This is a genomic window from Actinoplanes auranticolor (genome assembly GCF_018332655.1).
In the GTDB taxonomy this organism is placed as follows: Bacteria; Actinomycetota; Actinomycetes; order Mycobacteriales; family Micromonosporaceae; genus Actinoplanes; species Actinoplanes auranticolor.
Map to the genome: position 1 here is coordinate 435,942 of NZ_BOQL01000018.1, position 13,359 is coordinate 449,300.

The window sequence follows — 13,359 nt, forward strand, 5'->3', positions numbered from 1 at the left end:
GCACTGGAGGTGCCTCCCATGATCCGCAGAACAACAGTTGTCGTGAGCGTGATCGGTCTGCTGTGGCAGACCGCAGCGTGCAGTTCGGCCGGGCCCTCGGACGACCCGCCGAGCGCGCAGCCGGGTGTCGGGTCCTCGTCCGCGCCACCCGCTCCCAGCGTGGCTCCGTCCTCCGAGCAGGCTTTACCGGAGCCGGAGTCCACCACCACCCCCGCACCCCGGACCACACCGCCACGGTCGCGACCCGCGACACCGGCCGCTCCCCCGGCCCCCACCGGTGAGGTGCCCGGCCCGCTGCCCTGGGGCACCCGAACGCTCACCGGCGTGGTCGAGCGCTCGGGTGACTGCACCATGCTGGTGGTCGGCCGGCGACGGTGGGCACTGACCGGGGCGAAGGCTGCGGCACTGAGCCCGGGCGAGAAGGTAACCGTGCGGGGCAGCCTGGCCACCCGGCCCGCCGGCTGCGGCGATCGAGACCTCGCCCAGACCGTCGCGGTGGCTCGCGTCACGCCGGCCTGAGCCCGTTCGCCCCCGCGACTGTGGAAATTGGATTGCACTCCGGAACCGGTTCCGTACGGTGAGGGCGGTCCATGCCAGCACTGAGCCGGGGGTTGCATCCGCATGCCGATCGTCGAGGCGCGAGCCCTGACCAAAGTGTTCCGCCGCCCGGACAAGGGGCCCGGCCTGGCCGGCTCGGTCAAGCACCTGTTCGCCCGCCGCTTCCAGGACAAGGTGGCGGTCGACCACATCGACCTGTCCATCGAGGCCGGTGAGGCGGTGGCGTACGTCGGGCCGAACGGCGCCGGCAAGTCGACGACCGTCAAGCTGCTCAGCGGCATCCTGGTGCCGACGCAGGGCGAGGTGCGCATCGACGGGCTGCACCCGCAACGCGACCGGATGACGGTGGCCCACCGTATCGGCGTGCTGTTCGGTCAGCGCACGCAGCTCTGGTGGGACCTGCCGGTCGCCGAGTCGCTCGCCGTGCTGCGCGACATCTACGGCGTCGACCCGGCCACCTACCGCAAACGACTGGCCCGCTTCGACGAGGTGCTGGAGCTCGGCGAGATCCTCACCGTCGTGGGCCGCAAGCTGTCGCTGGGCCAGCGGATGCGCGCGGATCTGGCGGCGGCGTTGATCCACGGTCCGCAGGTGGTCTACCTGGACGAGCCGACCATCGGGCTCGACCTGGCGGTCAAGGAGCGGGTGCGCGAGTTCTTCCGGAGCATCCGCGACGAGGGCACGACCGTCATGCTGACCAGCCACGACCTGGCCGACATCGAGGGTTTCTGCCGCCGGCTCGTCATCATCGACGAGGGCCGGATCATCTTCGACGGCGACCTGGAAGCGGTCAAGGACCGCTACGCCCGCGAGCGGATCCTGCACATCGAGACCGCCCGGCCGGTGCCGCTGGAGACCCTGCGGGCGTCGCTGCCCGGCGCACAGGTCACGGTCGAGGACAGCCCTCTGCGGTACGCGGTGCGCTTCGACCGGTTCACCATGACGGCCGGGCACGCCGTGACCGCCCTCGCCGGGCTGACCGACCTGGTGGACTTCCGGGTGGACGAGCCGAGCATCGAAGACGTGATCCGCCGCGTCTACTCCGGTGAACTGGTGCTCGGATGAGGAGCTACCGCGCACTCATCCGGGCGACCGCGCGGGCCGCGCTGGCCTACCGGCTCAACCTGCTGCTCGGGCTCGGCGCCGTTCTCGTCCAGCTCATCGCGCTGCTGGCGGTGTGGCAGGTGATCCTCGCGCAGTCGCCGGTGAACGGCTTCACCTGGCCGCAGATGCGGGCGTACCTGTTGGTGGCGTTCGCCGCCGGCACCGTGGTGTCGCTGATGGGCGACTTCCGGATGGCCTTCCGGATCCTGGACGGCGACGTCGCGCTGGACCTGGTCAAGCCGATCGACTACCAGCGGGCCCGGTTCGCCGAGGCGATCGGCGGGCTGTGGATCGAGGTGGTCCTGATCGCCGTGGTCGTCGGGGTCACGCTCGCCCTGACCGGCGGTGTGGACGTGCCGGCCGGGCCGGGGCTGGCCCTGTTCATCGCGAGCATGCTACTGCTCGTACCCCTGAAGTTCCTGATCGTCTACGTGAGCACCCTGGCCTGTTTCTGGACGCAGAACTTCATGGGTGTGCAATGGGCGCGCCTGGCTGTGGTCAACCTGTTCTCCGGGGCGCTCATCCCGCTGGCATTCCTGCCGGGCTGGCTGGCCACGACCGCGCAGTGGTCGCCGTTCGCCGGGCTGACCTCCACCCCCGCGCTGATCTTCCTGGGCCGGGTCGACCCGGGGCACGGGCTGGTCCTGGTCGGGGTGCAGCTCGCCTGGGTCCTGGCGCTGTGGTTCGGCGCGCGCCTGGTGTGGCAGGCGGCGCTGCGCCGGCTCACCGTGAACGGAGGCTGAGATGCGTACCGTACGGCTCTATTTCCGGCTGCTCGGCGCCCACTTCCGGTCCCTGCTGGAGTACGAGGCCGACTTCCTGATCCTGGCCGCGGCCACCGTGCTGATGCAGGTCGTCAACATCGTCTTCCTGGCCGCACTGTTCGCGAAGGTGCCGGCGCTGAACGGCTGGACGTTCTGGTCGGTGCTCATGATGTTCGGCGCGGTGGCCCTGGCCGAGGGCGTCGGCTCACTGTTCTTCGACGGCATGTGGAGCCTGGCCTGGCAGATCAACCGTGGACAGCTGGACTACTTCCTGGTCCGGCCGTACCCGGTCGCGCTGCAGTCGAGCAGCGCGGCGATCGGCATCAACGGGCTCAGCAACATCATCATGGGCGCGATCATGATCGGGACGGCCCTGGCCCACGTGGACGTCGCCTGGACGCCGTGGCTGGCGCTGCTCGGCGTCGTCCTGCTGATCAGCTCGGTGGTCATCAAGGTGTCGATCAACCTGGCCACCAATGCCGTGTCGTTCTGGCTGGCCAGCCCCACCCCCATGTTCGCCTTCGCGATGCACCAGGTGGGCGACCTGGCCCGCTTCCCGCTGACGATCTACCCGCTGGCGCTCAAGGCCGCGCTCGGGGTGGTGCTGCCGTTCGCGTTCATCGGCTTCTTCCCCATCGCATTCCTGTTGGACACCGGGCAGTCGCGGTGGATCGGGCTGCTGACGCCCCTGGTGGCGGCGTACTGCGCCGGCGCGGCGATCCTCATCTTCAAACGCGGGCTGCGCCGTTACGAGAGCGCAGGCAACTAGCGGGCTTGACCCAGCCGCCGCCGTCAGTCGGTGATCAGGGCGCCGTACAGGAAAAGGTTGACGATCTGGTCGGCCGGAAGTGGCTGAACTTCGTTCGGGGCCCGGGTGCAGAATCGCGACATGCTGAGGAAGATCTCCGCGAGGGCTTCGGCGGGCAGGCGCAGACGTTGCCCGTCCGGTTTCAGCAGTTTCGCGACGGCCTGCTGAATCTCGGGCAGGCTGCCGAGCCCGGCCCGGGTCGAACATCGCGCCGAGGGGGTTCGCCGCCAGCATCCCGATCGGCGTGAGCAGTATGAGCAACGCCCAGGCACCCCGAGAGTCGCGCCGGGCGGCCAGGCCGAGGGCGATCAGCAGCGTGCCGATCAGGAGCGCGACCGCGGCGACAGGCAGGGCCGTCCGGGTGAGATCGAAGTATCCGGTCAGGAAATCCAAGCTGGGCGCGGTATCGGCGGCGACCCGTGCATCGGCTCACCGGCCAGGGCGGTGAGCATCAGGAACGTGGGTTCGCGCAGCGGAGTCTCCACACCCGGAAATATCGGCTGCGAAGGTATACCGATAGGCCGCCATCCCGGCCGGCCGCGAAAGCCCGCCCACGCCGAACGGAACCATCCGGCGGGTCCAGGGCCATTAATAGGGTATGGGCACGAAACGCAAGGCGGAACTCGGCAGCTACGAGGACTTCGTCGCCGGCCGGTACGGCGAAATCGTCCGCTTCGGCGCACTGCTGGCCGGTGACGCGCGGCTCGGCGAGGATCTCGCCCAGGAGGGCCTGATCGCGGCCTACCGGTCCTGGAACCGGCTCGGCGTGCGGGACGGGCGGCCGGAAGCGTACGTGCGGCAGGTCATGATCCGCACCGCGATGCGGGCCAAGCGAAGACGGTGGCACGGCGAGGTGCCGACCGAGGTGCTGCCGGACGGGTCCGGCCGTGACTTCGCGGATCAGTCGGATCTCACCGTTCAGGTACTCGCCGCTCTTCGCCGGCTGCCGCCGGACCAGCGGGTGGTGCTCGTGTTGCGGTTCTGGGCCGACACATCCGAGATCGAGGTGGCCCAGACCCTCGGCATCGCGGTAGGGACGGTCAAGAGCCGCACGTCCCGCGCCCTGGCCGCGTTACGCGCCGCCGGCCTCGTGACCGAATCTTCCCGGGAGACGTCGTGAAACCCCACCATGTCAGTGAACTCCTTGACCGCGTAGCCGCCTCCGTGACGCCGATGGAGACCGCTCCCGCCGCCAAGCTGGTCAGCCTCGGTCGGCGCAGCGTGCGTCGCCGCCGTTCCTGGGCGTTCGCCGCCGGCGTCGCTCTCGTGGCCACCGTCGCCCTGCCCTTCGTGCTGCTGCCACGGGAGAAGGCCACGCTCCCCCCGGCCACCACCGTGAACTTCGGCGGTCTGGCGATCAGCGTCCCGAAGGGGTGGAAGGCGATCGAGGTCCCGATCTTCAGCACCTGCACCGCCCAGCCGCGAACCGTCTATCTCGCTCCGAAGTTCGACTTCTCGTACGGGCAGCCGAGCGAAGGCCCGCCGGGCGACAACAAGCCCGTCGAGTGCCCCGGGAAGGGCAAGGAGTGGATCGCCGCCGTGCAGTCGGGCTTCAGCGGCGTGAGCGTCAACCCGCAGCAGCTCATGGCCAAGGACGGGCAGTTGCTCGAGGTCCAGAAGCTTGACGAGTACCGCCCCTCCGAACCCGACGTACGGCTCTACGGCTCGTTCAGCAAACCCTTCGTCACCCCGACGGTATTCATCTCCGGGCCCGATGAAGCCCGTGACCGGCTGATCAAGAACATCACCTGGCCCGCCGGCCCGTCCGCGCCACCCGGCGGCGGTCTGGCGCTGCCCAGCCGGGTCACCAGCGGCACCGCCGAGGAGGTCACCGACGGACCGCCCTACCACCGCATGGTCGCCGCGTCGGATGCCAAGACTCTGAACCAGATCCGCAGCGCTCTGGCCGCGCTACGGGAACCCGTGCCCACCGACGAGGCGTGCGATCTGAAGAAACCCGGTGCGATCGGCATCATTCTGAGCGACGGCGAGAACGACTCCGCCCACGTGGTGATCGGCGACGAGACCTGCCCGGTGGCGGTCTCGACCGGCGGCGGTCAGGTCCGGGTCCCGCCCGAGCTGGGCAAGCAACTGCTCGCCCTCATCGTGGCCAGCGACAAGGCCGCAACCGAGCGCGCCAGGAACTGATCGCTCCAGGGGCCGGAGACGAGCCTGGTGTCACCCGACGTTGCGCCGAGGGGCATGATTCGACGCATGAGCAAGACTGTGCCGGTCAGTTTCGGGGACCAGTTCCTCTGGGCCTATGACGTCAGCTTCGGCATCCTGCTCCTGGAAGCGATCGACGGGGCCGCCGGGATGTCGCAGCCCGAGGGGGCCGGCGACGTGCTCGAGGGTTTGCGCGCCCACGCCCAGGTCGGTGCATCGGCGGCCTTCGCCCTCGATGACCAGCGGTGGTCGCCGTCGCAGCGGACCTTCGTTCATCGGATCATCGCCGAGGCGGGCCGCCGTATGCGCGAACGCGGCATCATGACCCGCCTCGAGGCCGAGGCCAGGTATGTGACCGGTAACGAGCCGTTCGCTCTGCGCTTCGAAGAGTACGTCGACGGCGCAGTGGTGGCCGAGCTGGCCGAAGCGATGAACCACCTGATCCACGACGACCTGCCGCCGGTGCCGGATGCCGGCCGCCACTGGTTCTACGGCGTCGAGGACGGCCCCCGGACAACCTAGGACGCCGCCTGCGGCCCCTACGTGGAAGACGTCTGGTGGGGCGCCGGGAGGTGGCTGGTGGGAATCGCTGCGGTGCTGACCTTCCGTCCGGCATCGTCGTCCTTCCGCCGATCCTGTACGGCGCCGAGGAACTGAATCTGTTCAGCACGTCGGATCTGGCCGATGCCGTTGTGGTGGCTGCTGCTTGGATAGCTGCCGGGCACAGGATGTGGCGCGGTCCGGATGACCACGCCACAGTGCCTGTCAAGGTGGTGCGTGAGCGTCAGAGCGTGGCGCCCCAGCGGTCCAGGATGGACCTCATCGAGTTGAAGCGCACCATCTCCGAGCAGAACCGGCCCGGCGCCGGAGCACGGGTGCAGGTCTGCAGTTCCGAGGCGGCACCGATGATGGTCCCGGCATAAGCCCACCGCGGGCTCTTGATGTGCACGGGTCCGCCACTGTCTCCGTTGCCGGCGGACTGGGTGCCCCAGACCCCTGCGGTCGACACGCCGCAGACCAGGCGACCGGTGATGTCGGTGCAGTAGTCCGTCTTGATGACTTTCTGGCCCGCGCAGATCTGACCGCTGTAGGCCCCGTTGAAACAGACACCGGATCCTTCCACGGCGACCCACGGGGTTGTCGACATGACCTGGTACGCCGAGTCGGTGACGTACATGTACGGCCCGCCCTGGCCGGTGATGATGGCGGTGTCGGTGGTGCGGTCGCCCTGATCCACCCAGTTCGCAGTGCCCACGACCTGGCCCCCGTTGGCGAACACCTGACCCGGGAAGTCGACGCAATGTGCCGCAGTCAAGAGGTAGGTGCTTCCGTTGCGCTTGATGTGGGGTCCTGAGGTGCAGTCGTTGAGGAAGGCGCTGGAAGCCCACGGAGCGCTGTCGTTGGTGCGGCTGAACAGGCCGCCGTCGGTGGGGATCTCGCTGGCCTCGATCTCCACGTCCGCGCCGAAGCGGGCGCGCAGCTCCTCCACGGCGGCCGGCGTCGGATCGGCCACGGAGAGGCGGAGCTTGTTGGTGGCCACGTGGGGGCCCCACTCGGTGACGTGGATACCGGCCTTCCGCAGCGACCGGACCTGGTCGCTGACTGCGTCCCGCTTGGCTTTCAGATCCCGGTACGTGTAGCGCGCACCACTGTGGACCGTGATGCCGGCGGACATCGAGCGCTTCGCGGTGGCGCTGCCACGGTACGACACGTGCGGTACGTTGCGGTCGTCGACCCACATCCCGGCGAAGTCGGGATCAGCGCTCGCCGTGTCCCAGCTGTCGTTGGCCAGAGCCGAGGCCCGGGTGAGTTCGGCGCCGGACGGCGCGGCCGCGGCACTGCCGGGAACTGCAGCGACGGCCGCGACCGCCGTCAGGAGCAGAGCGGGTAGCAAGGCAAGACGTCGAGACATCGAAATTCCTCCCCGTGCTTGGTTTGACACGGAGCGTAAGTGATCGACACATTGATGTCCATTGTGGTTTTCCCACCGGGCATGGTTGACTCGGGCGGCCAACGGTCCTGCGGGGGGATACATGCGAACTCTTGTGCTGCCGGCGTTCACGGCATTGATGATCCTGATTTCCGGTGCTGCCGCCCACGCTGACCAGGGACCGGTGGACCGGGTGACGCTGGCGGAGGAAGTGAGCTTCGTGCCCGGCGCGGGCCTCACCCGGATCGTCGGCACCACGCTCACGCTGGCGGCGGGCGAGTCGCGTCACCTGCGCGGACGGCTCCAGGCGAAGAGCGACACCGAGAACATCGTCGCGATGAACGCGACCATCCGCTGCCTCTCCGGGTCCACCCAGGTAGGTGTCTCCTCCAGCGCCTCGCGGAATCACGAGGGATCCGACACCGAGTCCTACAGCGTCGACGGCCAGCTGCCCCTCACCGCGGACCTGCTGTTCACCGCTCCGACGGCCGGGTCGTACCAGTGTGGCCTGTACGGCGTGACCGCCAGCAGCTCGACCACCGGCTACACCCTGACCGCCGTGCCCGGCAGTACGTGGGTGGAGGCGAGCCGCAGCGACCAGCCCGGCGCACACTGGTGGCAGAACCCGGTGTGCAACAGCACCGGCACATCGTCGACGTGCTCTTACATCGGTCCGGGACAGCCCGCCTCGGCATTCGTGTTCTACGAGCCCGGCCTGCCCCACGACCAGTGGACCGTCGGCGCCGGAACCACCGCGGTGCAAGCGCTCGCGAACGTCACCCTGACGACGTGCTACCGGCTCACCGCTTCCTGCTCCCCCTCCCAGGTGCCGGAGGCCGTCCGGCTGCCGAGAGGTCCGGGCAGCAAGTCCGTGGTCCGGCTCAGGCTCGAAGCACTGCAGATGAACGCCGCAGGCTCACACACCTGCGAGAACAACGCCACCACGCTGACCACGGCGACGATCCTGGATGACGCCCACCACTACACCGCGAACCTCTCACTGCCGCGCATCCCGGTGCTGTCGACCTGCGGCCGCAAGTTCATGCTGCGGGTGTACGTGGAATACGTGTCCGGGAGCCCCGTCAAGATCGACGGCCTGCAGAGCACCTCCCTCACCAACGGCATGATGCTCAACCTCTGAGCATGGTTTGCGGGACCGCGGCGGTCTCGGAAACGGCGTTGGTCAGGTGGTGGCGCCCGGGCGTCACGATAACCACTTGCAGGGCAAACGCCGAATTCGCTTAGAATGGCCTCATGCGTTTGTTCTTCCTCTGACGGCTGAGCAGGTCCACAGCGCTCGTTGAGCAACTCCGAGCCTGGGCCTCCGCTCGTTCTGACCCCCTCCGGGGTCGCCGTCATCTGCGTACCCGTCCGCCTTGCGGCTCGTGGTGCGCCGTATCGAGGGATTCGAATGCCAACCCTGGCCGACCGCCATCCGGCGCGCCTTCGCGCGCAGCTCATCGCCTCCGACGTCTCGCTGACACGAGGGGCCACATCCGTTCTCCATCACGTCGATCTCGCCATCACTCCGTCCTCACGTGTCGCGATCGTGGGAGAGAACGGGCGCGGCAAGACCACGCTGCTGCATGTACTCGCCGGCACACTGCTGCCGGACAGCGGAACGGTCCAGCGCATCGGCACCCTCGGTCTCGCCGAGCAGGAGATGACCGCCACCGGAGGCAGGACAGTGGGGCAGGCTGTCGCGGAGGCGATAGCGGAACCGCTCGCCGCGCTGGCGGCACTCGACGCCGCCGCTCACGCCCTCGCCGAAGCCAGGCCCGGCGCTGCCGAGGAGTACGCGACCGCGTTGGAGCTTGCCGAAGCGCTCGACGCGTGGCATGCCGAGCGGCGCGTGCAGATGGCGCTCGAAGCGCTCGACGCGGAGACCGACACCACGCGGCCACTCGCTGATCTCTCGGCGGGACAGCGGTACCGGGTGCGCCTGGCATGCCTGCTGGGATCCGATGACGATTTCCTGCTGCTCGACGAACCCACCAACCACCTCGACCGCAACGGGCTCGAGTTCCTGACCGTGCAGCTGCTTGCCCGCAGCGGTGGTGTCGTCGTCGTCAGCCACGATCGGGCCCTGCTGTCCGACGTCGCGGAGACCGTCGTCGACCTCGACCCGACACCGGATGATCGCCCTCGCGTCTACGGCGGCGGCTATGCCGGCTACCGAAAGGGACGTCCGGCCGAACGGGAACGCTGGGAGCAGGACTACGACCGCCAGCAGGCGGAACATGCGCGACTGCAGGACAGCCTGAGTGCCGCGCAGAACCGGCTCGTCTCGGGATGGCGACCGGAGAAGGGCACCGACAAGCACGGGCGAGCCACCCGTGCGGGTGGACTCGTGCAGAGCATCCATCGGCGTCAGGAGGCACTCGACGCGCACGCGGTCACCGTGCCGGAACCGCCGCAGCTTTTCCGGTTCCCCGGCCTACCCACCCGGACCGGCGTGGTGCTGCTCAGCGTCGATCGTGTCAGTGTCGCCGGGCGGTTGGAGCAACCGGTGTCGTTCGTGATGTCGCACTGCGGCCGGCTCGTCGTGACCGGCCCGAACGGTGCCGGCAAGTCGACACTGCTGAGCGTGGCCGGAGGCGAACTGACACCCGGCACCGGAACGGTCCGGATGCCTCAGGGCACCCGGCTGGGATTTCTTCGCCAGGAGTCAGCGCTGCCGCTGGATCAGCGGGCGAGCGAGGTCTACGCAGCACGCGCCCATCCGTCAGCGGACGCGATCGAGCTGTCTCAGCTCGGCCTCTTGCGGCCCCGGGAGACGAGCAAGCGAGTGGGGGAACTGTCGATGGGACAACAGCGCCGGCTCGATCTGGCGCTCGTGCTCGCCACGCGACCACACGTTCTCCTCCTCGATGAACCCACCAACCACCTTTCCATCGCCCTGGTGGATGAACTCACCGATGCGTTCGGGGCGACGGAAGCGGCCGTTGTGCTGTCGACCCATGATCGGCAGGTGCTCCGTGACGTCAGCGAGTGGCCCCACCTCCACCTGAGCGAAAAGAGAAACAGATCACTCGTATGCAGTACTGTATCTGGATACACCTGCGGATCTGGAAGTGGGACGATGTGACACGGCTGAGCCGGGCCGAGAGTCAGGCGCGGACCAGGAAGCGGTTGCTGGACGCAGCGGCGGCGATCATCGCGGAGCGCGGGATCACCGGCATGTCGGTGGAACACATAGCCGAACGCGCCGGTTTCACCCGCGGGGCGTTCTACGGCAACTTCGCCGACAAGCACGACATCGTCATGGCACTGCTGGAGCAACGGACGCAGGGCGAGTTCGACGAGCTGCGCGCCATGGGCCGTGATGCCGGATCCTTCGAACGCATGCTCGACCAGATGCGGCAACGGCACCGGGAACGGGCGCGACATGCCGACGAGTGGTTCGTCCTGCGCACGGAGCTGTGGCTCTACGCTCTGCGGCACACCGAGGTCGCCGATCGGCTGGCCCGGCACCAACGCCGCGCCCGCGCCGCCATCGAAGCGGGGATCACGCACGAGTTCCGGACGGCGGCCGTCCAGCCACCGGCCGACCCGGCGCTGCTGGCCCTCATCGTGCACGCCCTCGGCGACGGGCTGCTCGCGCAACGCATGCTCACCCCGGATGAGATACCGGACGAGATCATCGTCGACGCCGTGAGTCTGCTCCTGCGGTCCTGGACCGCCCTCGCGCAAGCACCGGAAGGATGACATGACATCGCGACACCCAGCCCTCACCCGCCGTGCTCTGCTGGGTGCGGCAGCGCTCCTGCCGATGGCCGCATGCACGAAGGAGACGACGCCGCCTGCCAATCCCCTGCCTTCCAGTTTCGCTCCTTCCGCTTCGGCCACGAAGGAGCATCACGCTCGCCTGGTCGCCCTGGAGCGAGAGTTCAGCGCGCGCCTCGGTGTGTACGCCCTGGCCACCGGCACCGGCACGACCGTCACCCACCGGGCGGACGAGCGATTCGCGTTCTGCTCGACCTTCAAAGGGCTGGCAGCGGCCGCTGTCCTGCATCACAAGCCGCTGTCCTACCTGAACACCGTTCTCCCGTACACCAGCAAAGACCTCATGAAGAGCTCCGTCATCACGAGGGAGCATGTGGCCACCGGGCTGACGATCCGTCAGCTGTGTGACGCCGCCGTCCGCTACAGCGACGGCACGGCCGGCAATCTCCTGCTCCGCGTTCTCGGCGGGCCGGCCCAGTTGACCGCGTATCTGCGGAGCCTCGGCGACACCGTCACCCGGATGGATCGGACCGAGCCGGCGATCGTGCAGGCCACGCCGGGAGACCCCCGGGATACGACCTCTCCCCGAGCGTTCGGCACCGACTACCGCCACGTCGTCCTGGGCGACGCCCTGCCGGCCGACAAACGCGCCTTTCTTCGCGACCTGCTGGAACGCAACACCACCGGCGGGCAACGTATCCGCGCCGGCGTACCGCGCGGATGGACCGTGGCCGACAAGACGGGGACCGGTGACTACGGCACGCTCAACGACATAGCGATCGTATGGCCCCCCGGGTCGGAGCCGCTCGTCATCGCGATCATGTCCAGCAAGGCTGCCGAGAATGCCGAACGTCAGCAGGCTCTGTTGGCCGAGACCGCCCGATATGTGGTGACAAGCCTCACGTGAGCGCCGACCGGCACCGAATGTGCTCTGGCACTGCTCGACTCCGCGCACGGTCCGCTCGGTGCGGAACTCGCGATCGGCGTCCTGCAGGTCGAGCGGGTCAGACGGGAACTGGTGACCGGGGCGCCGGTCGACGACGATCGCTACTGGTTCCGCGTCCTCGGCGAGCCGGGCGGGGACGAGCCGTGGGGCTGGCGCGTCAACGGCCACCATCTCGCCGTGCACGTCGTGGTCGCCCAGGGCCGGGCGAGCGTCACCCCGCATTTCATTGGCGCCGAACCGGCGGAGCTGCCCTCCGGCCGCCGCCTGCTCGGCCCGGAGGAGGACATCGCGCGCGATCTCCTGGCCGGCCTGGACCCCGGCCGGCGCCGCGTCGCGGTGTTCTCGGCCACCCCACCCGACGACATCCTGACCCGGGCCGATCCGGTGGCTGATCCGCGCCTGCTGCCGGAGGGCCTTCGGTACGGCGACATGACGCAGCCTCAGCAGGGCGTCCTGCGGCTCCTGGTGCGCCGGTACCTGGACCGGGCCCCGGCCGGGTATGCCGATCAGTGCTGGGCGGAGACCGTCGAAGCAGGGCTGGACCGGATCAGCTTCGCCTGGGCCGGCGGCGCGGAACGCGGTGCGCGGCACTACTACTGCGTCTCCGCGCCGCACTTCCTGATCGAGTACGACAACACCCAGGACGAGGGCAACCACGCGCACTCGGTGTGGCGGCACCTTCGCGACGACTTCGGTGCCGACCTCCTGCGCCTGCACTACGGGACCCGGCACGCCACCTGGCCGGGATGACCCGCCCGCCGTGCTGTCAGAACGGTGCTGGTCCCCGGCCCGACAGCGACATCAGCAACTGCGTGGCGAGCAGCTTGCGCATGCCGGTGACCGCGACTGTCCCCAGCCGATCGTAGGGCAGTTCCAGCTGCAGCCCCTCGGTTGCGTCGCGAAGGTCCGTGGTGATCTCGTCCGGACGGAACGTGCCGCCCCATCCGTCGATTCCGCCGCGCTGGTTGGTGCTGAGGGAGGCCATGCCGGAAATGCACGCGCCGTCGGCCAGGATCAGCCTCGCAGGACCGGAGTACGTCGTCGTCATAGTCATCACCTTCAGGAGGAAACGCCGTGCATCCACGGTCCTTGCCGCCCGGCGGTCGATCAAGCGAGGCGTCGCGGCGATGCGAAATTCGGCGGGGGCCGACAAGCTTCGATGTGTGCGTGGGATGGAGGGAACGGAGAACGGCGGCCCGCTGAATCAGTGGGGCCGCCGTTCGCAGTACGTGGATCAGAGCGGGCGGATGTTCTCCGCCTGCGGGCCCTTCTGGCCCTGGGTGATGTCGAACTCGACCTTCTGGTTCTCGTCGAGGCTGCGGTAGCCGCTCGTCGCGATCGCGGAGAAGTGGGCGAA

The 13,359-nt window shown here is 68.8% G+C and carries 15 protein-coding genes; 12 read left to right on the forward strand and 3 right to left on the reverse strand.

The annotated features are described in order from the left end of the window. Positions 1 to 18: 18 nt before the first annotated feature. The 7 genes from Aau02nite_RS11320 (at position 19) to Aau02nite_RS11350 (ending at position 5,922) form a co-directional block, all read left to right on the forward strand. Positions 19 to 519, forward strand: coding sequence for a hypothetical protein (locus tag Aau02nite_RS11320; RefSeq protein ID WP_212988298.1), 501 nt, complete (start codon positions 19 to 21; stop codon positions 517 to 519). A 102-nt stretch (positions 520 to 621) separates the two neighbouring features. Next, complete coding sequence (locus tag Aau02nite_RS11325; protein WP_212988299.1) at positions 622 to 1,623, forward strand: ABC transporter ATP-binding protein; 1,002 nt, start codon at positions 622 to 624, stop codon at positions 1,621 to 1,623. Further along, positions 1,620 to 2,405: an ABC transporter permease gene (locus Aau02nite_RS11330; protein ID WP_212988300.1), complete on the forward strand. Its 786-nt coding sequence runs from the start codon at positions 1,620 to 1,622 to the stop codon at positions 2,403 to 2,405. Before Aau02nite_RS11325 ends, Aau02nite_RS11330 begins: the two co-directional genes overlap by 4 nt. Position 2,406: 1 nt before the next feature. Beyond that, positions 2,407 to 3,195: an ABC transporter permease gene (locus tag Aau02nite_RS11335; protein WP_212988301.1), complete on the forward strand. Its 789-nt coding sequence runs from the start codon at positions 2,407 to 2,409 to the stop codon at positions 3,193 to 3,195. A 637-nt stretch (positions 3,196 to 3,832) separates the two neighbouring features. After that, complete coding sequence (locus Aau02nite_RS11340; RefSeq protein WP_212988302.1) at positions 3,833 to 4,354, forward strand: SigE family RNA polymerase sigma factor; 522 nt, start codon at positions 3,833 to 3,835, stop codon at positions 4,352 to 4,354. A gap of 53 nt (positions 4,355 to 4,407) precedes the next feature. Then, positions 4,408 to 5,382 (forward strand): hypothetical protein, encoded by a 975-nt coding sequence (locus Aau02nite_RS11345; protein ID WP_212988303.1) that lies wholly within the window; start codon positions 4,408 to 4,410, stop codon positions 5,380 to 5,382. Positions 5,383 to 5,448: 66 nt separating this feature from the next. Next, a complete protein-coding gene (locus Aau02nite_RS11350; protein ID WP_246595054.1) occupies positions 5,449 to 5,922 on the forward strand; it encodes a hypothetical protein in 474 nt (157 codons plus the stop codon). Between the two features lie 262 nt (positions 5,923 to 6,184). On the opposite strand, the gene Aau02nite_RS11355 is transcribed toward Aau02nite_RS11350, so the two are convergent. Beyond that, positions 6,185 to 7,312 carry a chymotrypsin family serine protease gene (locus Aau02nite_RS11355; protein ID WP_212988304.1) on the reverse strand — a complete coding sequence of 376 codons (1,128 nt, stop codon included), beginning with the start codon at positions 7,310 to 7,312 and terminating at the stop codon, positions 6,185 to 6,187. A gap of 121 nt (positions 7,313 to 7,433) precedes the next feature. Here Aau02nite_RS11355 and Aau02nite_RS11360 point away from each other — a divergent pair, with 121 nt between their 5' ends. The 5 genes from Aau02nite_RS11360 (at position 7,434) to Aau02nite_RS11380 (ending at position 12,752) form a co-directional block, all read left to right on the forward strand. Further along, positions 7,434 to 8,471: a hypothetical protein gene (locus tag Aau02nite_RS11360; protein ID WP_212988305.1), complete on the forward strand. Its 1,038-nt coding sequence runs from the start codon at positions 7,434 to 7,436 to the stop codon at positions 8,469 to 8,471. A gap of 270 nt (positions 8,472 to 8,741) precedes the next feature. Continuing rightward, positions 8,742 to 10,418, forward strand: a complete 1,677-nt coding sequence (locus Aau02nite_RS11365) for an ABC-F family ATP-binding cassette domain-containing protein (protein WP_212988306.1) — start codon at positions 8,742 to 8,744, stop codon at positions 10,416 to 10,418. Beyond that, positions 10,415 to 11,038 (forward strand): TetR/AcrR family transcriptional regulator, encoded by a 624-nt coding sequence (locus Aau02nite_RS11370; RefSeq protein WP_212988307.1) that lies wholly within the window; start codon positions 10,415 to 10,417, stop codon positions 11,036 to 11,038. Before Aau02nite_RS11365 ends, Aau02nite_RS11370 begins: the two co-directional genes overlap by 4 nt. Position 11,039: 1 nt before the next feature. Further along, positions 11,040 to 11,963 carry a class A beta-lactamase gene (gene bla / locus Aau02nite_RS11375; protein ID WP_212988308.1) on the forward strand — a complete coding sequence of 308 codons (924 nt, stop codon included), beginning with the start codon at positions 11,040 to 11,042 and terminating at the stop codon, positions 11,961 to 11,963. 24 nt (positions 11,964 to 11,987) lie between these two features. Next, positions 11,988 to 12,752, forward strand: a complete 765-nt coding sequence (locus Aau02nite_RS11380; protein WP_212988335.1) for a DUF3500 domain-containing protein — start codon at positions 11,988 to 11,990, stop codon at positions 12,750 to 12,752. A 16-nt stretch (positions 12,753 to 12,768) separates the two neighbouring features. On the opposite strand, the gene Aau02nite_RS11385 is transcribed toward Aau02nite_RS11380, so the two are convergent. Further along, entirely contained in the window at positions 12,769 to 13,050 is a 282-nt protein-coding gene (locus Aau02nite_RS11385; RefSeq protein ID WP_246595055.1) for a hypothetical protein, read from the reverse strand. A 186-nt stretch (positions 13,051 to 13,236) separates the two neighbouring features. Beyond that, on the reverse strand, positions 13,237 to 13,359 hold a 123-nt coding region (locus tag Aau02nite_RS11390; protein WP_212988337.1), incomplete at its 5' end, for a cold-shock protein.